Below are 22,569 nucleotides of genomic sequence, written 5' to 3'. Positions count from 1 at the left end.
TTAAGTCCTCCTAATTTTATATTTTCGCAATCAAATTCTTTTTATTCTCCTTCAACAAGACTGATAAAGAAGTCTTGTAAACCCAAAGGTGATATCATTACAGTGTCTGTATCCTCAATTGGCTTGTCAAAAATGTATTGTGATACAAATCCCCCCACGTTCTTTTTACCGATAATATTTAGACCCTTCGTTACTTGTTCGACTATATCAACTGGACCTGTTACAGAATAAGCCATCTCATCAATATCAGTGATATCTGCATATAATTTAAGTTCTCCTTTATCAATGATAAGAAGCTTTTCTGCAACTTTAGAAATTTCATCAATTAAGTGTGTGGAAACAATAATAATTTTGGGTTTTTGTTCATTGCATACTTGTAATAAATCGTAAAAACTATTGCGCGTAATAGCATCAAACCCTAAAACTGGCTCATCTAGAATAATTATAGCCTTGTTACTTGCCATACCAAGGATTGTGTTAACCATAACCTTCATTCCAAATGATGTTTGTTCATACTTTTTGTTTAAATCCAATTTGAATTTTTCAGCAATTTCAATTGCAAAATTAAGATCAAATCGATTGTGCAATTCTTTTGCAGTCTTGAATAAGTCCCTTATACGCATATTAAAATGTTCTGCATCACTAGGAACAAAATATACTTGTTCCGGCATACGCATCATATTTACGAGGTTTCCCCCAACTCTGACTTCACCAGCACTAGTATTATGGTGACCTGCGATTAATTTGAGAAAAGTAGTTTTACCTGCACCATTTTTACCTAGCAAACAGTAAATACCGGGTGAATCCAAGGTTACGGAAAAATTCCGTAACCCTTCATTTTTGCCATAATCTTTAGTTACATTGGATAAATTAATCATCATTTTCCTCCATTACTAATTTAATTATTTCCTCTCGTGATATACCAATTTTCATCGATTGTCGAATCGTATCTAACAATTCTTTTTTTCGCTCGTCCAATATAATTTTCTTTGCTTCATTGGTTACTGCCATCCCAATTCCTCGCTTTTTATAGAGCACACCTTTATCTGCAAGAATCTTAACAGCCTTTACCGATGTAGTTGGGTTTACTGAGAGAAGTTTAGAAATCTGAGTGGTTGAAATAATTAAGTCATCCGGGTTATATGTACCTGATAAAATATCATTTTCAATCATCTCTGCAACCTGTGCAAATACGGGTTTCTCAGTTCTCATGAGCACTTCCTTCCCCCATCGTTATATGGTTAATGATTTGAGTCACTAACCAAATCTACAATAACCCCATCCACTTGTCAAGATACTCAGTGTATTAGGTACTCTGCAAGTAGTTTAAAGTTTTGATTGTTCGTACTGATTAGTTCACTAAGTGTTTTTGTTCTAAATAAAATGACATTTAGTTTAACTCTATTACCTCTAAAAATATAGAGAGTTTATATTTTTGTTACCACTTCCCTCATTGTTATACGGTTAATGATTTAAGTCATTAACCAAATCTACAATAACCCCATTAACTTGTCAAGATACGTATTTAATTTAGGTGCTCTACAAGTAGTTTGAAGTTTCAATTACTTTAACTGTTCAGGTTACTAGGTGTCTATGTTCCAAATAAAATAGCACTTGATTTAACTCTGTTACCTGTACAAATACAGAAACTTCAGCCCTTTTGGAAGTATTCTCCTTAATGTTATATGGTTAATGGTTTAAGTCATTAACCTAATCTACAATACACTTTCTGACATGTCAAGGTCCATATTTATGTTGAGAATACTTTAGGTATCCCTCTCTTAGCTATATACACGTTATACATTGCTTACCAACGTTATAAAATTTTTTCAAATTCCAGTAAAAAATAATGAATATATTTTATTTTTCATTACAAATTCTAAATGGTTGAATGTGAGATAGTGGTATTCAGGAAAAAGAGACTTAACCAAAATAGTCCCGAAACATTCTCAAATTATAACTATTTTTCTATTTTGTTTTAATATCGAAATTTTACTTTTTGCTATCAAAAAAGTTTAATATAATATCACTATTAAATTTTATTAAATTATAATGAATTATATTAAATTAAATTTAATATAATTCATTATAATTTAATATCGAGTTCAAATACAATTGGAATTTTATAGATTTAGGTAAGGTGGAATTTTAAAATGAAAATGAATGTAATTGCAATAGAGGATATATATCAAGAAATTTTAGAGGGAACAAGAAGCAGGTTCCCGGCTAATACATGGAAAGAAGATAAAAATAGAGTACTGTCTAAAAGGGTTACCAAATATTTAATTGAAACAATTTTAATGTGGAACAAAGAAGATATTAAATTGAAATGGAATACACCATTAATTGTAAAGTACAAACTTCGTGGTGTACTTAAACATTGCTATAACAATAGCCCTTATAAAATGATCGAGGATCTGTACCCTAATCAATTTAAAGAATGGGAATTGGCTATGGCTCCCTTAAATTTTTGGACAAAAGAAAAAGCCATTGAAATATTAAAATGGACAATTGAGGAAAAAGAGCAATTAACAAAGGAAGAATTATTAAAAGTATATGGTAAAAAATGGTTAAAACATAACAAACTGAGTGCCCCCTTAGTTATGTACTGGAATGGTAGCCCTTTTGCAATGTTAAATACCTTATATCCGAATCGATTTAAAGAATGGGAATTCCTTATGACCCCTAACAAGTTTTGGACAAAAGAAAAAGCGTTAAAAGTTCTGAAATGGACAATTGAAGAAAAAGAAAAGTTAACTCACTCTCAATTAACACAAGTCTATAGTATAAAATGGCTGACTAAGCATAAATTGACTTCTCCCTGTCAAATATTTTGGGGCAACAGTCCTTATTTTATGCTAAATGAGTTATACCCTAGAATGTTTAAAGAATGGGAATTTAAATTTACACCTACTGGATTTTGGAACAAGAAGCGAGCGTTAGAAGCATTAAAATGGACGATAGAAGAAAAGGAAAAACTAACAGAAGAGCAATTGTTACGTATATTTAACCAAAGATGGTTGGTAAAGCATAAATTATGCACGCCTTTAAAAAGATATTGGAATGGTAGTCCATATGAAATGCTAAACGCTTTATATCCAAATCGGTATTCGAAGAATATGCTAAAAGGTTACAATGAAAAATTTTAATAATTTTCATTGTAATATTCAAATTGTTTTTAGTTACCTAATGTAGTCTCATTTTTTATTAATAAAGGAATAAGACCATAATATTTCCTGTAAACGGCATAATTAACTTTAAAAAAGTAAGACTTTATTTCAAATTTATATTAATACTATATTTAAAGGATCCTGCACCAATAGTTGTATTTATTTTACTGGCACATTTTCTTTCATATTTTTTGGGTTTATCATTTGTTTTACTCTCATGTTTAGACTTTTTCGTTGTGCTAGTTGTATCATTAGATTTACACGCTGTCATCTCCATTAATAAAGTGCTACATGTTAATGCTGCTAGTAGTTTCTTATTCAAATTTAATATTTATCAACTATAACAAATTTAATTTCCTGTTTTGCTATTTTTACAAAGTACCCACTTTGGTGTCTCTTTTTAAAGAAGTACCCATTTTCTTGTCTCCATATGCAGACAAGAAAATGGGTACTAAATGAAATGTGTCTATAGATAATTCAGCATTATACACTATAAAATCAGTTCCTACTTTCATTTTGGGAACTTGTTTGGGACAAGAAAGTCTAAACTGAAATTTTCTAGATTTATATAATATTCATTTAATCTAAGGTTAAACCAAATAAATAGATTAGGAAGGAAATAATTTATTCAATAAAAAACCCTCTAAAATTCCTTTTTGCAATCTCAAAAAAGCATCTCATATAACTGTCATGCTTTCCTCATATCCGCTAAATTATAAAAATGGGCAGTTCATTTAAGTGTTTTAATATTTAAATGAACTGCCCGTTTTTATTTAGACAAATTACCAATTAATTAACAACCAAATAAGATGTGTTGACTGAAGAATCATTACTTATGAAGGAGGTATTAGTATGAGAGCACCTATTTACTCTCAAACGCCAACACCTTGGCATTCTGGCCATTGGGATTATCACACAGGTCACCTTGATTATCATTCTGGCCATTGGGATTGGTATCCAAGTCATTGTCACCCATGGGGATGCCATCCAGGTCAATGGAAATGGCATCCACCACATTGGGATTGGCACAAAGCATACTGGGATTGGCACCCAGGTTACTGGGGAAATCATCACTAATGTAATTTACTAATTTATACTATGCTTGTTTTTTAAAAAGGTTTGTATTTCAAAATAATATTTATTTTTTATGAAAGAAGGTACAAAATATCATGTCAATTAACTATCCTTATAATAATTACTATTATCCATTAACAGAAAATGAGAGACCCATACCACCTCCAACACAGAATGGACAATGGTTCTATCTCCCACAACACTACTTTAAACATGGCGATCATTGGGATATGCGACCTGGCCAGAACGTGTGGATAGATTTATCTACAACAAATGGTCATCAAGGTCCACCACCAACGGGATCAGGCCCTGTTCCTGGTGGTGTTTGGTTTTGGGCTCCAGCACATTACTTTGAACATGGAAATCATTGGGATTGGCGTCCTGGACAATATGTTTGGGTAATCAGATAAAACAAAGAAAAAGAAAAAGAAAAGACATTTTTCTTTTTCTTTTTCTTTTTCTTTGTTTTTTTATCTGTGACCGTGACCATTATAATGACCATGCCCATTATGATGATGGTGATGGTGGTCATAATGTCCATGCCCATTATGATGATATGATTGATAATGCGGATAATAATGGTGATCATAATAATACGGATGATGATGGTGATCATGATGGTGGTGGTCGTGATGATGATGATCATAGTGGTTATAGTAAGGATATCTATTTTCTTGATTCATTCTCAGTCCCCCTTTACATATAACTTAATAGCCAGTATATGTAGCTACTAAATTTAATGCTATAAAGTAAATAACCAATTTTTTTATTCGATTTTACAAATATAAATTTTCTCGATATAAATTAATATTAAATTCAATAATTTTATTTGTATTATTTTTTATAAAGCTCTTTTTTTATAACCGAATGTAAAAATTTAGCATCCCTCCCCACTCCACAAATAAGTGCTGATCCCCTTTGATGTTGCCACGGCAATCCAATATAATATAATCCTTGGATTGGACTAACACCTCTGTTGTGAATAGGAAAACCTTTTCCATCTAAAACCCCTTTTATATCTATCCATTTGTAATCAGGCGTAAAACCTGTTGACCAAATAATATTTTGTACACTTATCTTACTGTTATCGTCGAAGGTGACTTCTCTTTCATGTACTTTTGTCACTCTTGGCTTGACTCCAACACTTTCATCACGAATTAATTTTTTTAATTCAAAACCAAAAATAGGATCACTTTGTTTTCGAAACCATAATCCGCGTCTTGTATCAGTTCCTGCATATAAGAGCCCAATCTTTTCTAACCAATGAAATATGCTTTTTCCTATGATTTTGAGTGGTAAAAATTTAAATGGGTGACTAATAGCAATCGTTACATCTCGACTCTCTGCAAGTTCAGTCGCAATTTGCGTACCAGAGTTTCCTCCTCCTATTACAAGGACAGGACTACCTGGAATTTTCTTTGGTGATTGATATTGAGAAGAATGGATTTGAAATACCTCTTGTGAGAGATGTTGTGAAATTGAAGGCATAAATGGTTTCTGAAAAGCACCAGAAGCGATGATAACATGCTTAGAAAGAAATACTCCTTTATCGGTAGATACTTCAAACGTACTTTCTGTTTTTTGTACTTTATGTACAGTCGTTTCCAACTGTACTGGCAACGAAAAATGAACAGTATATATTTCAAGATAATCTGCAATTTCATCTTTTGTAGGAAACGCATTTTTATCTCCTTCTAATTTCATACCTGGCAATGAACTATACGATTTAGGTGTAAATAGAACCAAAGAGTCATACCTGTTTCTCCACGAATCTCCAATTCTCTTTTCTCCCTCAAATATTACAAAATCGTAGCCTTCTTTTTTCAAGTAATAGCCCATACTTAATCCAGCTTGCCCAGCACCAATTACAATAACGTCTAACATGCATCCGCCCCCATTACCTACTTTTCAAGTCTTACATATGAACAATTGTTCATATGTTCATATATTTTCGTTAATTATAGCATTCCCTTTTTCCACGTCAAGGGGTTTTTATCCAATTTATCCTTAGCACTTATAGATAAAAATGGAGCAAATGATATTTTTCAGACTTTTTATAATTATTTTGACACACATATTAGTCAATGCTAATATGAATGAATAATAAACATATTAGTAATTTCTAATACGATTGGAGTGAATACAATTGTGCAATACAAATAATTTAGATATAAAAGCCAAATTTATCCGTGGTTTTGCTGATAAAACAAGGCTTCACATTCTTCAATGTATGATGGATGGGGAAAAAACGGTATCTGAAATTGTAGAAATCATCAACGGAAATCAGTCAAACATATCTCAACACCTGAACTGTTTAAAAGGATGTGGCATTATTCTTGGAAGACAAGAAGGAAAGTATGTCTACTATTCTTTACGAAATGCACAAATCGAACAGTTACTTACAATGTTTGACGTTGTATTTCATGAAGTTCAAAACGAGGTAGCATCATGTGATAAAAACGATGCATGCTTATCTCAAAAGGGAGAGAGTTGTCATGACAGATAAGAAAGAAAAACAAACGAGTTGCTGTCAAACTTCTTCTCACAGTGAGTCTTCATCAACTCCTACTAAAGAAGGAATACAAAAGGAAAATTCATCATGTTGCTCTTCAAAAAAAGAAATTCCAATTGTTCCCGTTGCTACTAAGGAGGTTTCCTGTTGTAGTAGTGACAAAGATACTGTGAAAATAGAAAAAACAAAAGAAACAAACTCATGTTGTTCCTCTAAAAAAGAGATTCCAATTGTTCCAATCGCTAAGAAAGATTCATGTTGTAGTAGTAACACTGATACTGCGAAAACAGTGAATACCTCTTCTGCTTCTTGTTGTGAACCTAAACCAGAAAAGGAATCCTCATGTTGCTCTTCTGCATCCGCCATACAAATAGAAGAAGTAACATCAGAAACTTCATGTTGTAGTGATAGCTCATGCGAATCCCCATCACCCCGTGATAATCAGAAAGTAACAGGAGATGGTGTACAAACATATGTGGTAGATGGTATGGACTGCGGAGCTTGTGCCTTAACAATCGAAAAACATCTACAAAATGTTTCTGGCGTTGAGGAAGTTCGAGTTAATTTCGCTACAGGAAAAATGCAAATTCGTCATAATCGAAATGCAGATGACATTATTAAAGAAGTATCTAATGCAGGATTTGAAGCCTCCTTAGCAGGAACTCGTAGAGGAGCGGCACCTGTTTCGAAATCAAAAAATACAACTTTGATTCTTTCAGGGTTATTTTTAGCTTTAGGATTTGGAGGAAGTTTTACAAACATATCGCCTCTTCTTATTACACTTCTCTATGCGGCAAGCATTGGTATTGGTGGTTATAAACCTGCAAAAAGTGCCTTTTATGCAATCAGAAGTAAATCACTTGATATGAATGTTCTCATGATATCGGCTGCTATTGGTGCTGCATTAATCGGTCAATGGCTAGAAGGAGCAACCGTTGTTTGGTTATTTGCATTAGGAGCAACCTTACAAAATAAATCAATTGAACGTACACGTGAATCTATTCGCGGACTGATTGATTTAGCGCCATCAGAAGCTTGGGTAAAAGTTGGAACTGAACTTATAAAAAAATCTGTAGATGATATTGCAGTGAATACAACGATTGTCGTAAAGCCTGGTGAAAAAATCCCATTAGACGGCACAGTTATAGGAGGAACTTCTACTGTAAACCAAGCACCGATAACTGGCGAATCTATTCCGGTCGATAAACAAATTGGCGATTCTGTATATGCAGGAACGATTAATGAAGAAAGTTCTCTTGAGATTACAGTCACTAAACTTGTTGAAGACACTACTTTATCTCGAATTATTCATCTCGTAGAAGAAGCACAAGAAAAGAAGGCACCTACAGAAGCATTTGTGGATCGTTTCGCAAAAATCTATACACCTATTGTTTTTGCATTAGCCATTGGTGTCATGCTCATCCCTCCCCTTCTTGGTATGGGCGAATGGATGGAATGGATTTATAAAGGATTGGAACTGCTTGTTGTCGCTTGTCCTTGTGCTTTAGTTATCTCTACTCCAGTCGCTATTGTATCTGCAATTGGAAATGCAGCAAGAAACGGTGTACTTATTAAAGGTGGTACAGCTCTAGAAGTCGCAGGTTCATTAAATGCTATCGCATTTGATAAAACAGGAACATTAACCGAAGGAAAACCAAAAGTAATGCATGTACGAAGCTTAGATTGTACTGAAGATGAATTATTATCAATTGCAGCAACAATCGAAGAATATTCTAACCATCCAATTGCAAAAGCAATTACGGCTTATGCGAAAGAACATCAAACTTCTATTCAAAGTGGAACTGACTTCCGTGCAATTGTAGGAAAAGGTGCTCAAGTAACGATAAATGATGAAACATACTACGCTGGAAATAAAGCATTATATGAAGAGTTTGGAGTTTCGCTGCAAATGTGGAACGAACCGATTAGGGAAATGCAACGAATTGGTCAAACCGTGATACTTGTTGGAACAAATAAAGTTATTTTAGGAATGATTTCAGTAGCAGATTCCATTCGTTCTACTACTTATGGAACAATTCAAGAATTAAAACAATCAGGTATTCGTGAAACTGTTATGTTAACAGGAGACAATGAAGGAACAGCTGAACACATTGCACAGAAAGCAAAAGTAGATCGTTATTTTGCTAACTTACTTCCTGAAGATAAGGTTCATTCTGTAAAACAACTTCAATCTGAAGGGAAAACAGTAGCTATGATCGGGGATGGTATTAATGATGCCCCTGCCCTTGCTACTGCAAACCTTGGTATTGCCATGGGTGGTGCAGGAACTGATACAGCAATGGAAACGGCAGATATTGTATTGATGGCAGACAATCTTGAAAAACTTCCTTATACAATGAAACTAAGCCGAAAAGCATTGCACATCATTAAACAAAATATATGGTTCTCATTGATTATTAAATTCATTGCCCTTGCCTTTATCTTCCCAGGTTGGCTTACTCTTTGGATGGCTGTACTAAGTGATACAGGGGCTGCGCTTATTGTAATACTTAACAGTATGCGTTTATTACGAAACAAATAATAAGATTCGGGGCTACCTAGTAGCTCCGTACCTTAAATATATTTTGAAAGGGTATACATATGAAAAAAATGCGTGTAATTGGATTACTTATGCTTATTTCCATAGTTACGATTTTAGGAGCATGTAGTGATAATAAACTAAGAGATTCACTAAATTGGGATGTAGAAAAGTTTGCATTTACAGATCAAAATGGGAAAAATTTTGGTTCATCTGAGTTAAAAGAAAAGGTTTGGGTAGCTGATTTTATCTTTACAAGCTGCCAGACTGTTTGCCCACCTATGACAGCCAATATGGCAAAACTTCAAAAAATGTTGCATGCAGAAGGAATTAAAGATGTAGAGTTTGTATCATTCAGTGTAGATCCAGAAGTAGACACACCTGAAAAAATAACGGAATTTATGAAGGTCTATGAAATGGATACAAAGAGAACTCATTTCCTAACAGGATATACAAGACCAGACATTGAAAAGTTTGCAAAAGAGAACTTCCAAACCCTTGTAACCAAACCAGAAAACAACTCACAAGTTATACACGGTACGAGCTTCTATCTCGTAGACAAAGATGGAAAAGTTGTAAAGAAATATTCAGGCCTTCAAAACACACCATATGAGGATATCATCCGTGATATTAAACGAATTCGATAACTAAAAACCTTCTTATTATGTTCCTATTAAACTCTAAAAATTCGAGGTGTTTACATGAAGAAAAAACAAGGCTCTCACATAAAATTATTGTTAATTACCACATTAATCATTTTCGCTGTGGTTACAGCTTTCGTCGTTTTAAATAAAGAAGAAAAAGTTGCTACGAATAAAGTGATAAAAGATTTACCTCCTATCGGTAAGCAACCTACTTTAGGAAAAGAAGATGCACCAGTGTCTATTATTGAGTTTGGTGACTTTAAGTGTCCTGCTTGTAAAGCATGGGGTGAGCGTATCTTCCCTCAATTACAAAAAGACTATATTGATACGGGGAAAGTTAAATTTTCATATGTGAATGTTTTATTCCACGGAACAGAATCAAAATTGTCTGCTTTAGCTGCTGAATCTGTTTATAAACAAGACCCACAAGCATATTGGAGTTTCCATAAGGAATTATTTAACACACAGCCAGAAAATCACGATGATCCATGGATTACTCCTGAAAAACTATTAGAAATCGCAAAAACATATACACCAAGTATTAACACTACTCAGCTCGAAGAAGCTTTGAAAAAACAAACAGAACAAGAAGAAGTAAACAGAGATGAAAAACTAACACAAGACTACAGTGTAGAACAAACACCGAGCATGGTTGTAAATGGAACAATGTTATCTGATCCTTATGATTATGAACAAATCAAAAATTTAATTGAAAAAGCATTGAAGGAAAAGAAATGATGAATACAACAAAAAAGAACTTTGAATGGCGTAATTACACCTTATATATGGCATGGATTGTGTCAATGATTGCTACACTAGGTAGCCTGTTTTTCAGTGAGATTCTGGGGTTCATACCATGTGAATTGTGTTGGTTTCAACGAATAATGATGTATCCGCTTTGTATTATTTTAGGCATTGCCACGTTCTATAATGAAAAGAACATTAAAAAGTATATATTACCAATTTCTATTATTGGTGGAAGTATTTCACTTTATCACTATGCAATACAAAAAATCCCTGGTGTTTCAGAAATTAATCCATGCGTCCAAGGTGTCCCTTGTAATGTTGATTACATCAATTGGCTAGGTTTTATCACAATCCCATTTTTAGCTTTAATTGCTTTTTGTATGATTGCTTTGTTTATGTTGTTAACGAGATCAAAAACGAATTAATAAAAAACAATATGTAAATCGAAGCATTATCTATAAAGGAATTTCTACAGAGAGGAGACAGTATGATGTCAAAGATCATACCTGTAGTTTTATTAGTAAGCCTATTAATCGGCTGTAGTTCCGTTAATGATTCATCACCCACTAAGAACAAACACACAAAAAATCAGTTACAAGAAACAAAAAATAAAGGTGAACATTTTAAAGGCGATACTCTAGAAACAACAGCTAATATAGAAACTCTTCCTTCTTTTTTATCATCTACCACAAATGGACAAGTCTCTCAAATTTATGGAATGGTAGGAAAAGACACCGAACTCTTACAATGGATTCCTTGTTACTGTGGGTGTGACGAAAACTCTAACCATAAAAGCAATAAAGATTGTTTTATCCGTGAAATTAAAGAGAACGGTGAAGTTACATGGGAATCACATGCGATGAGTCAAGCAGCTTGTTTAGATATTGCTTTCCAAGCTGTTTTAATGAAGCAAAATGGAGCCTCTACTTTAGAAATTCGTGAATACATCGACAAGCAATATAAGAAAGAAGGTATAAACGTTACTCCAACACCGATGCCAAACTCTTAATAGGTGTAATAATATTTATTATTAAATCAAAGCTCCTAACATATTGGTCATTTATAATATGTTAGGAGCTTTGATTTTATCTGATTGTTTCACTATGGTTCAAATCATGTATATTTCTTTTAATGGAAATTTTTAGAGAAGGATGAACTAATAAAAACATTTCATATTTTTGAATGAAAAATGTAACAATTATACTCAGGAAATCTAATAAGATGAAAGCTATATTTCATCTTATTAGATTATTACTGGCTTAGTAGTTTAGAGTTTCGTGTCCTGTGTTCAAAAAGTTTAGACTTTCATGTCCCAGTATTGAGACATGAAAGTACCTACAAAATTTATTATAATGGTAATGTATCAACGATTGTTTATGAGATTTTAGTTTAGACTTTCATGTCCTTGTACAAGAAAGACATGAAAATGGATACTTTTTAGACACGAAAGTAGATACTTCTTGAATATCTTTCGCTACTAATATAAATTCCAAATGAATTTTCACTTCACATTTAATTAGGGTTTGCTGAAATGCAAAAAAAGAGAGCAAAACTCTCTTTTTCATTTAATCAATACTATTTTTAAAATTTATATAATAAAAAATAGCCAGTTAAAATAGTGTGTTGTTATATGTTTTGCTAAACACGCTCTTACAAATATTTAAACCCTGCATTAATTTCTTATTCCATTCATTTAACTAATAAATAATTTTTTATATTCGGTTATCATGCCAGAAGTTTATTGGAAAATGATTATTCTGGTTATAAGCTTCAAGTTAATAACCTTTTTCTTTTAACCCTTTTATAATCTGTGGAGCTGCTACCATCCTGCACTTGCATTCATACCAGAACCCATAAAAGTAATAAATAACGGCCATAATAACGGCCATAACGTAAGAAGTATATTTACAAGTATAAGTATACTATATACCCCAGGGAAATTATGATTTTTACAATTTACCAATACTAAAATCACTAATAATATTATGGGTATTAAATATAAAAATAGCATTATAAACCAATACCATGTCATTAAAGTAAGGATCAATGGTCCTAATATCATGTGTACAACTCCGAATGATAATCCTAATGCTCCAAAACTAAAGGTTGTAATTATTGTTTTTAGAAGCACTTTAGCCAATTTTGAGTCGTACGATTTTCTACTATATAGACCTATCACGATATACAACGATAGATATGCCATTAATACACCTATCCAAATCAATAGCCAGTCTGCATCTAACATAAAGATGTCAAACAGCGCCCAACACACCCCTACTATTGAAAAAACAAGGGAAATAATTATATATTTTAAAACTGGTTTCATATTCATTTCACGTCCTTTAAAAACTTAAGAATACATTATTAGCTTGTATTCTTCTTTTTCTACCGCTTTACTATAGTCTGTTGTATATTCAATAACAGTAATCTCTTTACTTCTAAGTAGATTCTTTTTCCACGTTTTCGCATCAGTTGACAGTATGAGTTATTCTCTCCTAATTTAGATGGATCACTGGAATTGGCTTTAATATGAATCTGCTACCTCAAACCGCCTCATCTCAAGTAAAACTATATCTAAATGATGAGGTTTTACTTGAGATCCAGGTGATAGCGGTAAAATACATCACCATTTGCTAGTATTCTTCCATTACTTCTTTTTGAATTATACTCCCTCCTGTTCTCCATACAATATACCTACCTAGATTCAATTTATGTTTTAAATTGTTATTTTTTATCCACCTCAATCAAGCTAGCAAAACTAAATATCATTTTACTTTTTTATTATATAGACTATACTAATTTCTCTTCCCACTTATAGGTTTCGTTTAAGCTAAAAAATATAGCCTCAAGAACGGGATCCTGAGACTCTATTTTTATTTTAGAAAGGACAGCATAATTTTCTCTGTTTCTTCTTTACTTAAATCACCTGCAAGAATTATGACTTGATAAGCGCTATTCTTTCCTTTTGCAGGAACAATCATTTGCATGAATTTATAGTGTTCCTCTGTATCGAGACTTTCTTTTAAGCTTATTTTTGCACCTTCTAATTCATAATTTGTTACCTTTTCATTATACTCCGTTACTTTGTTCGACAAATTTTCTCCCTGATCAGTATCTGCAGTTTGGTACACAAAATACACATTATCTTCATTTTGATATTGAGAAACAATAGTGGGATTCATTTTTTCAGTAGTCATCGGTGTTTGAACATCTTGTCCAGTTAATTTATACCCTTTTACCACATAACTTGGGGTCTTAATTGGAAAATCAACATATTTCTGTGCTTCCTTTTTAGTTAATCTAAAATGCGAATAAATTTTCTCTCTAAATGGTCCAATTTCTTCACTGTTTTTCTCATATTTTTTTTCCTCTTCTGGGTCTAACTTTTCAGGACTTCCTACTTGCCTTACTTTTTTATCTAAAATATGTGCTTCTGTTTCCAAAGTAATGAATCGATCAAATTCTTCTTTCGTAAACAGATTCCTCGCCACTCCAAGCTCTGTAAGTAAAGTATTATAGTCTCCTTCTGAAACAAAAAATTCTGCTTCTGCTTGTTCTTTTGTACCAATCATTTTTTCTACAATTTGCTGTATAGGAACATCTGTTTGTGTTTTTAATTCTTTCATATTATTTTTCACTTCTATTTGTTGTTTCTCAGGGCTAGTCGGCTTATCAGCACGGGCGTTTAATAAGGATACAGATGATACTACAATCACTGCCACAGCCCCTATCGCAGACCAACGATATGATTTTTTTTGGAATTTTTTAATCATTAGAATTCTCCTTTTTAACGCTCTCTTGTTTTTACTAAAATTTGCTATACTTGGTACTTGATAATAACTTGAGTAGTGTTCCAATAGACTAATAATAGTATGTCCATACGCAATTTGTTCCTCTGAATCTATACATGTAAGAGCTAATGCATCGCATGCTAGTTCTTGATCTTCCCGCATACATGAGTAGGCATACCATAGAATTGGATTAAACCAATTTAAAATGAGTAAGCCATGCATAAGCCAGTTCACACCAACATCTCTTCGCTTGATGTGAGCTAATTCATGATAAAAAATATATCGTAACTGTTGTTCATCTAATATTTCCATATGTACAGTTGACAATAACAACTTGGGACGAATAAATCCGAACACTGTTGGACTGGAAACCTTTCCAGATACAAATAAAGGGATATTCCGTTGAATAGACATAGAGTGCTTACACTTTTCAAAAATCTGGATAATCTTCTCATCTGTAATAACAGGTTGTTTTCTTATGTAAAGTAATAAACGCCTGTTCATTATAAAAGTAGCAAAGCTTAGAAGGATAACTCCAGTAAGCCAAATGTATATAAAGATTGTACAAAATGAAATCGTCTCATCATCCTGCTTTTCATTCATGCCTGTTTGTGTCTTGTTTGTCTGAGCAGTTTTTGTTGAACTTGAGGTATAAGTATCTTCTTTTGTGAGAACCTTTGTATCGTCTATATCTTTTAATTCTCGCATACGCTCTTTTGTAAGAAAATTAGCTACAGGATTTCGGCTAGAAATGAATGCATCATCATTCTTGTAAGTAAGAACAGAATAGATACTATAGGAACTATCTGGCGACCAAGGTAATACAAGTCTTATAATTAATATGATCCATAGCATATATTGCCAACGTGGAGTTAACTTATTTCTAAACAAGACCTTGATACACAAAATTAGGCCCACTAATATACTAGCCATAATGGAAGTCTCAATCATCCAATCAAAAAAAGCAGGTAGATAGATATTTATAAATTTTTCTATCACTATAATCTATCCTTCCTCTGATTTTCCTCAGTTTTCTCATCCAGAATACGTTTAAGTTCGTTAATATCTTCTGAAGACAGCTTTTCTTCTTTTAAGAAATTTACAAGTAAAGGTTTAAATGCTGCACCATAGAAACGTTTAAGTAAAGATTTCGTTTCTACTTGTAAATAACTATCTTGCGATACCAAAGGATAATAAGCGTACATACGCCCTTTATCTTGATGGTAAGCAACTGCTTCTTTGTGAACTAATCGATTAATCAGCGTTCGAATCGTTTTGGGTTTCCAATCCATTTTCACCTCTAACGCTTCAATCACCTCATTTGCTGTTTGTGGAGATTTTGACCATAATACTTTCATTACTTCTAATTCGGCTTCCGAAATTTTAGGTAATTCTTTCATTGTTTAAAATTACACCTCCTTGTATTACACTTGTAATCCACAACTGAATATTACACTTGTAATCTCGTGTTGTCAATCGTATTGAATGTTTGTAGAATCCTTTCCTATGCCCATTAACATAAATTTAGACTATCATGTTCTCCTAATGAGGCAAGAAAGCAGATTTTTCATAAATATTTTTTGTTACTAATATAGACTTAAATTTTAACTTCAAACTTTGTGCATTTGTTGTTGTATAAAGGCATGAACATGGGAGCTTTTTAGACAAGATAGTGGATACTATTTTATAAACAATAGCTTCTGTAAAATTTAATATTATTATATTATAAAGACATTTACTTACTCTAAATCATAAGTAAATGTCTTTTGATTAAAAGATAGTTATTTCTATTAATAACTCCCAGTGGGAAATCCAACAATATAATTAACTATTTAAATTTAACTGTTAATCAGACTTAAAAATTGCCCTATTTTAATAGCAATTTTTTATTATTCTTACATTATATTTGATTGCTCTTTGTCTTGCTTCTCGATAGTAAATTTTGAAACTAATGCTGACAATGCTTCTACTTTTTCTTTTATTTTGTTAGATTGATTCGATATCTCCTCGATTGATACTGCTTGTGATTGGATAGACTGTACAGTTTGAGTTGTTTCCTTAGCTACTTGCGTTGCAGTTTCAGAAACACTAGACATAGAGGCATTGACTTCTTCTGTACCCGCAGACATTTCTTCTGTCGCTGCAGATACTTCTTGAATTTGACTAGTGATTTTATTAATAGCCGACATAATAGATGAGAATGCTTGATCTGCTTTATTAGCTGTTTCTTTTCCTTCTGAAGCTTTTTGTTGGCCTTTTTGCATTGCAGTAACTGTATCTTTGGTATCTTGTTGAATGGCTTGTATTAAATGATTGATTTCATATGCAGATGTTTTAGACTGCTCAGCTAAATTTCCTACTTCCGTTGCCACTACTGCAAATCCTTTTCCGTTTTCTCCAGCACGTGCAGCTTCAATTGAGGCGTTCAAGGCAAGAAGATTTGTTTGTTCTGCAATATTAGTGATTGCATCCAGAGCTTTATCAATTTGCTGCGTACGTGTAACAAGTCTCTCTATTACTTTGGATGTTTCTTCAACAACCTCATGAATACTATTCATTTGAAGTATAGATTGTTTTATTACTTCACTACCAGAATTGACTTGTTCTGTTGTTGTGACAGCCACTTCTGTAACCGTTGCTGAAGATTCAGCTACTGTTTGAACGCCAGTTGCAATTTCTTCCATTGATGAGGAACTTTCTTGAATACTAGTAACTTGTCCTTCTATTTTTTTATCGACCTCAGATATAGTTTGAACAACCTCTCTTGATATATGAGATGCTCGTTTAGTATCTTGCAACATCCCATTGGTAGAAGAAATAACCTCTTGTGTTGTGTTTTTTACTTCTCCAATTAATTGTTGCAAGTTATCCAGCATACTATTAAAAGACTTCACAATGCTTCCCAATTCATTATTTGATTTATAAGAAGTACGTATCGTTAAGTCACCTTCAGATACTCGCTCCATATCCCTTTGTAATAATACAATTGGTTGTTTAATCGCACTTTTAATGATATAGCCAATAAAAATAACGATTGCGATTGCTATAATGGAGATACTAACAAACAGCATCATGGTATTTGTTGCACTGTCAGTATTATTTTTTTGTAATTGATCTGCATTATTATTATTAAATTGGATAAGTTCACGAATTGACTGAATTGACTTTTTCATATTGGGATCAACCTCTTTTAGGTAATAAGCATATGCTTCTTCATTATTAGATTGTCCCAAATCTTGCACTTTTTTCAGTTGTGTTCTTAAGTCTTTAAATATTGTATAAAATGTGTTATACAATTCCTTTTCTCTATTAGAACTAACTCTTGTCTCAAACTTCTTTAATAACTGATCAGTTTCTGTACGAGCTACATCTATTTCTGTTAAAAGTTCTTTTATTCGTTTTTCATCTTTTGATAGGATTGTTTCTTTTACATTCATATTGATAAGATAAAAATTAGACTCTATAGCTCCTATCCACTGAATTGGTAATAAACTATCTTCATACATAGTAGTAGAAGCATGTTCCCCTTTTTTAAGGCCCCAAAATCCTAGTATAGATAATATTATACAAGAGACACTTGCTATAACTACCATTACGTTTAGTGTTGTTCCAATTTTACTGTTTTTTAAAAACGACAATTAAATCCACCTCATTGTTATATATTGATTAAATAATTAGATGTATAAAAATAAAATACACTTAATTACTTGTATACATTGAAAATACTATAATTTAACTTAAATAATAAATATAAATGGTTAAAAGAGCGTGTTGTTATATATTTAGGTCAACGCGCTCTTACATATATTTAAACCCTATATCATTTTCTTATTCTATTCATTTAACTCATAAAGCCTTTTTATATTTGGTTATCATGCCAGAAGTTTATTGAAAAATGATTATTCTCATCATAAGCTTCAAATTCATAACCTTTTTCTTTTAATCCCTTTATAATTGCTGGAACTGCCGAGACAGATTGTGGATGAATATCATGCATTAAAATAATTTCTTTTGAAGACGTCGCACCTGCTAAGACATTTTGAACAATTTTTGCGGCTGCTACATCAACGGGTAATTTATTGTATTTCCAATCTAAAGAATCAATTGTCCAATCCCATACTTTTAAATTATTTCCGACCACTTCATTTCGAAGTGATTCATTTAACCCGGGCATTGATCCATATGGTGGGCGTGTTAATTTCGGTGAGTTTCCAATAACATTTCTAATTAAAGATTGATCCTCTTTCATTTCCTTAACATATTGCTGATTGGTGTATAGCTTTTTAAAATCATGTGTCATACTATGCATGCCCACATAATGGTTCTCTACATGCTCTCGTTTCACTAAATCTGGGAACCTTTTCACATTGTCGCCAATTAAAAAGAATGTTGCTTTCACATTATTTCTTTTTAATATATCTAATAGGTTAGCTGTATATTTTCCTGGTCCATCATCAAATGTTAAATATGCAACTTTTCTTTCTTTACCATCAAAACGAGTAGGTATCAATTTTTTCAATTCATTTTTAGGTAGACTGCTCACTTGTTGAACACTGTTTACTTCTTCTGCATTTACCAGCTTAGGATTTGTAATAGATTGAAACATGTAATACCCTATTGCTACTAATGTAATAGCCAACAATACACTTATAATTCTTTTTTTCTTAAGTTTAATTTTCATATTATAATCTTCTTTCTATCCTATTATTTCACTTTATGTTGTTTAGTTATATTATCCTATTAGCTTATAAAGTTCTTTAACTTAACCAATGTCAATTTTGGATTACTTATTTTAATAATCTATATAGGTAAAAATTAGTGTCCTGCACTAGCATTCATGCCATTTCCTATGATAGTTAGAACCAAAGGATATAATACTGGTCCTAGGGTAAGGAAAATGTTCGAAATTACAATAAATGTATATAACAGGCTGTAATTTTGACTATTTTGATGTACAAATACTAGGATAACTAATGTTATTATAGTAATGAAATGTAGTGATAACATTATCAACCAATAATACATCATTATAGTAAGATTCGCCTTTCCTAATAGTTGGCATGTTATCCCTATTATTATTCCTAATACTGTAGCATTAAAGGAAATAAATAAAATCCTTTTTAGTATTCTAGGAAATGTTTTGTGATCCACCGTTTTATTATATAAGCCTATTAAAATGCCCAAAGATAGATATGCCAGTAATAGCCCTATCCAATCCCAGATCCAATCTTGACCTCCTATTAAAGTAAACAAAAGCGAAATGACGCCTCCTACTGCAAGAATCAAGGAGATCATAATGTTAGTTAAAGCTGATTTCATAATGTTTTCACTTCCTAAAAAATTTTATAATAAAGCATTGGTGTTTACTCATATGTTTTCATTTACTTATTAGAAATTCTTTTTAATTAACTGAGAATCTGTTTGATAGTATTCTTCCATTAATTTTTTTGGAATTATACTTCCTCCTGTTCCCTATACAATTTGTGTACCTTGATTCAATTTATGTTTTAAATCATTATTTTGTAAATAGTCTCTCCCCCACTTTATGCAATTTAATAAGTCTTGATGGTTCTAGCTAAATATCCTCTTTACCCACTATTTCTTTTAATAGCTTATATAAATGATTATTACCAACTGTATATGCTCCACTTAAAAATGGTTCTATTGCTTTCCCTACAAACCCAGATGCTATTCCAAGTGTCAGCCCATCCGCTATTGCATTATTGTCAATCTCAAAATCTTATATAGAAATTCAATCATATAATCAGGTCATCATACTTAATAGTTCACATGGAAGAATAAGTATCAATCATGTCTCGTCTTATTTACTATTCTCACAACTATGCAGGTGCTTGAAAATTAATCATACTTTATTATAATTAAGTATATTAACAACATGTTTAGTATAAGTGAATAAAATTAATTTTAATTTTATTCACTTATTTAAAGGGGATTACGCATATGAACAATATTAATATCGGTGAAAAAATTATGGTATTTAGAAAAGGTGCCGGATTAACTAGTAAACGGTTAGCTGAATTAGCTGATATAACACCTTCCATGTTAAGTCAGATTGAGAAAGGAATCACGAATCCATCCTTACAAACACTAAAACTAATTTCTGCAGCATTAAATATTGCTTTATTTAATTTTTTCTTAGAAGATACCAATACAGAAGAATTAGTTGTAAGAGCTAATCAAAGAAAAAAAATAACTTTCCCTGAAAGCGGCAATGTTTCGTATGAGTTATTATCACCTAATTTAGAAGGATCACTGGAATTAGCTTTAATGAATCTGTTGCCTCAAACCGCTTCTTCTATGGAGCCTATGGCACATAAAGGTGAAGAAATAGCATTTGTTATGGAAGGACAAGTAAAACTATATCTAAATGATGAGGTTTTACTTCTTAATCCAGGTGATAGTGTGAAAATCCCACCATACGCAAAACATAAATGGGAAAACACTTCTTTACACAAAGTCACTGTTATATTTGGAGTAACCCCACCATCTTTTTAATTTCAAGTAATACCGCATAAAAGTTAGAGAAAATAATTCTCTAACTTTTTTGTATACATAACTATATTTAATAAAGTAAAAAACTTGTCTTATAATTATATGTCATTTAATTCTAAACGATTATGAGTAGTGAAAGAGACCTTTCTAATTACATACTTAATTTACTTTTTAATGTCCAGTATTTTTCTCCAGTAGCTTCAAAAGAGAATTCTACCCATCCATTTGGATCTTCACGATAAATAAAGATGTTTGTTCCAGGAGTTACTGTACCGACTTTATTTTCCTCGACTGCAACATCTGATTTACTTTTAATTTTTAAATGAAATGGATAAGGTACTTGGTAATAAGCAGTTGATGATACCACATTTGCTGTTGTCCCATCTTCATACATGTTATACGGAATGTTATTAGATAACGCTTCAACATCTAATGTTTCAGGATTCTTTGGTAATTTTTTTGCAGATGTATAGTCTTCCACACGGAACGGTTTAATACGTTCCATAATATTTGCAATTTTTCCAGCCCACCCTTTATCAGATGCATATTTTACGTTCATACCAACTAACGTTGGTCCGTTATAATGCATACCATCTTCTTCTAAATATCTTTCTCGCACATAATTGGCATTATAAGCAATACTGTCGCTGTATGTTGGTAAATATTTTGCATATTTAAACGGATCTCCATCATATGCACGTAATCCGAATAGATTATGTTTTTGATATGCAATTTCTGATTTTCCATATCCAGATTCTAAAATTGCATGAGCGGCTAAATATAGAGCATTTACACCATATTTATTTTGTGCGTTGATAAAGTCTTTCCCATGTCCAACTAATGGACTATCTGAATGGTATTCTGCAATAAAATTATCAATTTCTTGGGCTGTAATATTGGAAGCCATTATTAAATTTAAATCTTCATATGATGTAGCAGTAATAATCTCTTTTTCTTCTAAAACATTCTTTGGAGTTAGTTGCATCATATCAGTTTTAGCAGTAAGTTGAGCAGCTTCGGCGCGTGTTGTAGACCTATTTGGTTGCCAGCCGTTATCAGTCCCAACGGAAATTTTTAAATCAATTAAAATATTGGCATATTTTTCTCCCCAATGCCCTTTTAAATCTTCAAATTTACTTTGTCCATTATCATGTGCTGTACTTTGTAGTTTATAAGCATTTACTAGCATCGTTGCCATGGCAGCGCGAGTTACTTTACCGGATGGATTGAAAATGCCATTCCCTTCTCCTTTAATGATGCCAGCTTTTTCAGCTGCAGCAATATAGGGAGTAGCCCAGTGGTCTTGAGAATCTGTAAAAGAAGGTTTGGCATTGAAGTCAATTTGCATACCCAAAACCTTTGTCATAATAGTCGCTGCAGAAGCTCTGTCTAATGAATCATTTGACCCAAAAATCCCATCTGGATAGCCACTTAATACTTGTTTATCTACTAAATAATTAACAGACTGCTCTGCCCACTTTGGAACATCAGGAAATTTGTGAGTATCTGCAAATATATTAGATGAGTAGGATAGTAGACTTCCTGCAATAATTCCTGTAGCAATTAACTTGGATTTCAT

21 protein-coding genes and 1 pseudogene are annotated in these 22,569 nt (G+C 32.4%); 10 read left to right on the top strand and 12 right to left on the bottom strand.

The features are described 5' to 3' along the window. Nucleotides 1-41 precede the first annotated feature (41 nt). Entirely contained in the window at nt 42-878 is an 837-nt protein-coding gene (locus AC3WTA_RS16795; protein WP_000609241.1) for an ATP-binding cassette domain-containing protein, read from the bottom strand. Continuing rightward, a complete protein-coding gene (locus AC3WTA_RS16790; RefSeq protein ID WP_002160770.1) occupies nt 871-1,212 on the bottom strand; it encodes a GntR family transcriptional regulator in 342 nt (113 codons plus the stop codon). Before AC3WTA_RS16790 ends, AC3WTA_RS16795 begins: the two co-directional genes overlap by 8 nt. Before the next feature lie 941 nt (nt 1,213-2,153). On the opposite strand from AC3WTA_RS16790, the gene AC3WTA_RS16785 reads away from it, so the two are divergent. From AC3WTA_RS16785 to AC3WTA_RS16775, 3 genes are all read left to right on the top strand, one after another. Beyond that, nucleotides 2,154-3,149 carry a DUF4046 domain-containing protein gene (locus AC3WTA_RS16785; protein WP_000783601.1) on the top strand — a complete coding sequence of 332 codons (996 nt, stop codon included), beginning with the start codon at nt 2,154-2,156 and terminating at the stop codon, nt 3,147-3,149. A gap of 873 nt (nt 3,150-4,022) precedes the next feature. Further along, nucleotides 4,023-4,247, top strand: a complete 225-nt coding sequence (locus AC3WTA_RS16780) for a hypothetical protein (RefSeq protein ID WP_001202568.1) — start codon at nt 4,023-4,025, stop codon at nt 4,245-4,247. Between the two features lie 92 nt (nt 4,248-4,339). Further along, nucleotides 4,340-4,654 (top strand): hypothetical protein, encoded by a 315-nt coding sequence (locus AC3WTA_RS16775; protein ID WP_000026687.1) that lies wholly within the window; start codon nt 4,340-4,342, stop codon nt 4,652-4,654. Between the two features lie 60 nt (nt 4,655-4,714). On the opposite strand, the gene AC3WTA_RS16770 is transcribed toward AC3WTA_RS16775, so the two are convergent. Together AC3WTA_RS16770 and AC3WTA_RS16765 are read right to left on the bottom strand one after the other, a co-directional pair. Then, nucleotides 4,715-4,927 carry a hypothetical protein gene (locus AC3WTA_RS16770; RefSeq protein ID WP_078183614.1) on the bottom strand — a complete coding sequence of 71 codons (213 nt, stop codon included), beginning with the start codon at nt 4,925-4,927 and terminating at the stop codon, nt 4,715-4,717. A gap of 151 nt (nt 4,928-5,078) precedes the next feature. Further along, nucleotides 5,079-6,128, bottom strand: coding sequence for a flavin-containing monooxygenase (locus AC3WTA_RS16765; protein WP_492332938.1), 1,050 nt, complete (start codon nt 6,126-6,128; stop codon nt 5,079-5,081). A 262-nt stretch (nt 6,129-6,390) separates the two neighbouring features. Between AC3WTA_RS16765 and AC3WTA_RS16760 the strand changes: the two genes are divergently transcribed. The 6 genes from AC3WTA_RS16760 to AC3WTA_RS16735 all read left to right on the top strand — a co-directional run bounded on the left by AC3WTA_RS16760 (nt 6,391) and on the right by AC3WTA_RS16735 (nt 11,695). Further along, nucleotides 6,391-6,750, top strand: coding sequence for an ArsR/SmtB family transcription factor (locus AC3WTA_RS16760; protein ID WP_000336206.1), 360 nt, complete (start codon nt 6,391-6,393; stop codon nt 6,748-6,750). Beyond that, on the top strand, nt 6,740-9,298 hold the full coding sequence (locus AC3WTA_RS16755; RefSeq protein ID WP_002203448.1) for a heavy metal translocating P-type ATPase: 2,559 nt from the start codon (nt 6,740-6,742) through the stop codon (nt 9,296-9,298). The genes AC3WTA_RS16760 and AC3WTA_RS16755 overlap by 11 nt, the downstream gene beginning before the upstream one ends. Nucleotides 9,299-9,357: 59 nt before the next feature. Continuing rightward, nucleotides 9,358-9,942: an SCO family protein gene (locus tag AC3WTA_RS16750; protein ID WP_000738790.1), complete on the top strand. Its 585-nt coding sequence runs from the start codon at nt 9,358-9,360 to the stop codon at nt 9,940-9,942. Nucleotides 9,943-9,996: 54 nt separating this feature from the next. Then, a complete protein-coding gene (locus AC3WTA_RS16745) occupies nt 9,997-10,677 on the top strand; it encodes a DsbA family protein (protein ID WP_000730134.1) in 681 nt (226 codons plus the stop codon). Continuing rightward, entirely contained in the window at nt 10,674-11,111 is a 438-nt protein-coding gene (locus tag AC3WTA_RS16740; protein WP_000982252.1) for a disulfide oxidoreductase, read from the top strand. Before AC3WTA_RS16745 ends, AC3WTA_RS16740 begins: the two co-directional genes overlap by 4 nt. Before the next feature lie 65 nt (nt 11,112-11,176). After that, the gene (locus AC3WTA_RS16735; protein WP_000034771.1) at nt 11,177-11,695 is read left to right on the top strand and encodes a PCYCGC motif-containing (lipo)protein; all 519 of its coding nucleotides are present in this window, start codon (nt 11,177-11,179) and stop codon (nt 11,693-11,695) included. A 703-nt stretch (nt 11,696-12,398) separates the two neighbouring features. On the opposite strand, the pseudogene AC3WTA_RS16730 reads toward AC3WTA_RS16735, so the two are convergent. The 7 genes and pseudogenes from AC3WTA_RS16730 to AC3WTA_RS16700 all read right to left on the bottom strand — a co-directional run. Beyond that, a pseudogene (locus tag AC3WTA_RS16730) lies at nt 12,399-12,506 on the bottom strand (polysaccharide deacetylase); the annotation flags it as partial. After that, the gene (locus AC3WTA_RS16725; RefSeq protein WP_492332937.1) at nt 12,506-13,012 is read right to left on the bottom strand and encodes a DUF3902 family protein; all 507 of its coding nucleotides are present in this window, start codon (nt 13,010-13,012) and stop codon (nt 12,506-12,508) included. The pseudogene AC3WTA_RS16730 and the gene AC3WTA_RS16725, both read right to left, overlap by 1 nt. A 547-nt stretch (nt 13,013-13,559) precedes the next feature. Continuing rightward, nucleotides 13,560-15,476, bottom strand: coding sequence for a M56 family metallopeptidase (locus AC3WTA_RS16720; RefSeq protein ID WP_492332936.1), 1,917 nt, complete (start codon nt 15,474-15,476; stop codon nt 13,560-13,562). Beyond that, nucleotides 15,476-15,877, bottom strand: coding sequence for a BlaI/MecI/CopY family transcriptional regulator (locus AC3WTA_RS16715; protein WP_000661423.1), 402 nt, complete (start codon nt 15,875-15,877; stop codon nt 15,476-15,478). Before AC3WTA_RS16715 ends, AC3WTA_RS16720 begins: the two co-directional genes overlap by 1 nt. Nucleotides 15,878-16,372: 495 nt before the next feature. Then, nucleotides 16,373-18,115: a methyl-accepting chemotaxis protein gene (locus AC3WTA_RS16710; protein ID WP_000008936.1), complete on the bottom strand. Its 1,743-nt coding sequence runs from the start codon at nt 18,113-18,115 to the stop codon at nt 16,373-16,375. A gap of 221 nt (nt 18,116-18,336) precedes the next feature. Continuing rightward, nucleotides 18,337-19,158, bottom strand: a complete 822-nt coding sequence (locus tag AC3WTA_RS16705; RefSeq protein ID WP_000694599.1) for a peptidoglycan-N-acetylglucosamine deacetylase — start codon at nt 19,156-19,158, stop codon at nt 18,337-18,339. A gap of 134 nt (nt 19,159-19,292) precedes the next feature. Continuing rightward, nucleotides 19,293-19,796 carry a DUF3902 family protein gene (locus AC3WTA_RS16700; RefSeq protein WP_000833556.1) on the bottom strand — a complete coding sequence of 168 codons (504 nt, stop codon included), beginning with the start codon at nt 19,794-19,796 and terminating at the stop codon, nt 19,293-19,295. A 642-nt stretch (nt 19,797-20,438) separates the two neighbouring features. On the opposite strand from AC3WTA_RS16700, the gene AC3WTA_RS16695 reads away from it, so the two are divergent. Further along, on the top strand, nt 20,439-20,993 hold the full coding sequence (locus AC3WTA_RS16695) for a helix-turn-helix domain-containing protein (protein ID WP_001059762.1): 555 nt from the start codon (nt 20,439-20,441) through the stop codon (nt 20,991-20,993). A gap of 148 nt (nt 20,994-21,141) precedes the next feature. Here AC3WTA_RS16695 and AC3WTA_RS16690 read toward each other — a convergent pair whose 3' ends face one another. Then, complete coding sequence (locus tag AC3WTA_RS16690; protein WP_000837504.1) at nt 21,142-22,569, bottom strand: S-layer homology domain-containing protein; 1,428 nt, start codon at nt 22,567-22,569, stop codon at nt 21,142-21,144.

The sequence above is a fragment of the Bacillus sp. EB106-07-01-XG149 genome (genome assembly GCF_058791555.1).
Note: the sequence above shows the minus strand (reverse complement) of the source record. Positions and strands in the feature narration are given on the sequence as shown.

Bases quoted from the DNA above. Each gene is read 5' to 3' on its own strand.
- AC3WTA_RS16755 (WP_002203448.1), top strand. From the start codon at position 6,740: ATGACAGATAAGAAAGAAAAACAAACGAGTTGCTGTCAAACTTCTTCT.
- AC3WTA_RS16795 (WP_000609241.1), bottom strand. From the start codon at position 878: ATGATTAATTTATCCAATGTAACTAAAGATTATGGCAAAAATGAAGGG.
- AC3WTA_RS16785 (WP_000783601.1), top strand. From the start codon at position 2,154: ATGAAAATGAATGTAATTGCAATAGAGGATATATATCAAGAAATTTTA.
- AC3WTA_RS16765 (WP_492332938.1), bottom strand. From the start codon at position 6,128: ATGTTAGACGTTATTGTAATTGGTGCTGGGCAAGCTGGATTAAGTATG.
- AC3WTA_RS16700 (WP_000833556.1), bottom strand. From the start codon at position 19,796: ATGAAATCAGCTTTAACTAACATTATGATCTCCTTGATTCTTGCAGTA.
- AC3WTA_RS16705 (WP_000694599.1), bottom strand. From the start codon at position 19,158: ATGAAAATTAAACTTAAGAAAAAAAGAATTATAAGTGTATTGTTGGCT.
- AC3WTA_RS16775 (WP_000026687.1), top strand. From the start codon at position 4,340: ATGTCAATTAACTATCCTTATAATAATTACTATTATCCATTAACAGAA.
- AC3WTA_RS16770 (WP_078183614.1), bottom strand. From the start codon at position 4,927: ATGAATCAAGAAAATAGATATCCTTACTATAACCACTATGATCATCAT.
- AC3WTA_RS16750 (WP_000738790.1), top strand. From the start codon at position 9,358: ATGAAAAAAATGCGTGTAATTGGATTACTTATGCTTATTTCCATAGTT.
- AC3WTA_RS16745 (WP_000730134.1), top strand. From the start codon at position 9,997: ATGAAGAAAAAACAAGGCTCTCACATAAAATTATTGTTAATTACCACA.
- AC3WTA_RS16735 (WP_000034771.1), top strand. From the start codon at position 11,177: ATGTCAAAGATCATACCTGTAGTTTTATTAGTAAGCCTATTAATCGGC.
- AC3WTA_RS16690 (WP_000837504.1), bottom strand. From the start codon at position 22,569: ATGAAATCCAAGTTAATTGCTACAGGAATTATTGCAGGAAGTCTACTA.
- AC3WTA_RS16790 (WP_002160770.1), bottom strand. From the start codon at position 1,212: ATGAGAACTGAGAAACCCGTATTTGCACAGGTTGCAGAGATGATTGAA.
- AC3WTA_RS16695 (WP_001059762.1), top strand. From the start codon at position 20,439: ATGAACAATATTAATATCGGTGAAAAAATTATGGTATTTAGAAAAGGT.
- AC3WTA_RS16725 (WP_492332937.1), bottom strand. From the start codon at position 13,012: ATGAAACCAGTTTTAAAATATATAATTATTTCCCTTGTTTTTTCAATA.
- AC3WTA_RS16740 (WP_000982252.1), top strand. From the start codon at position 10,674: ATGATGAATACAACAAAAAAGAACTTTGAATGGCGTAATTACACCTTA.
- AC3WTA_RS16780 (WP_001202568.1), top strand. From the start codon at position 4,023: ATGAGAGCACCTATTTACTCTCAAACGCCAACACCTTGGCATTCTGGC.
- AC3WTA_RS16715 (WP_000661423.1), bottom strand. From the start codon at position 15,877: ATGAAAGAATTACCTAAAATTTCGGAAGCCGAATTAGAAGTAATGAAA.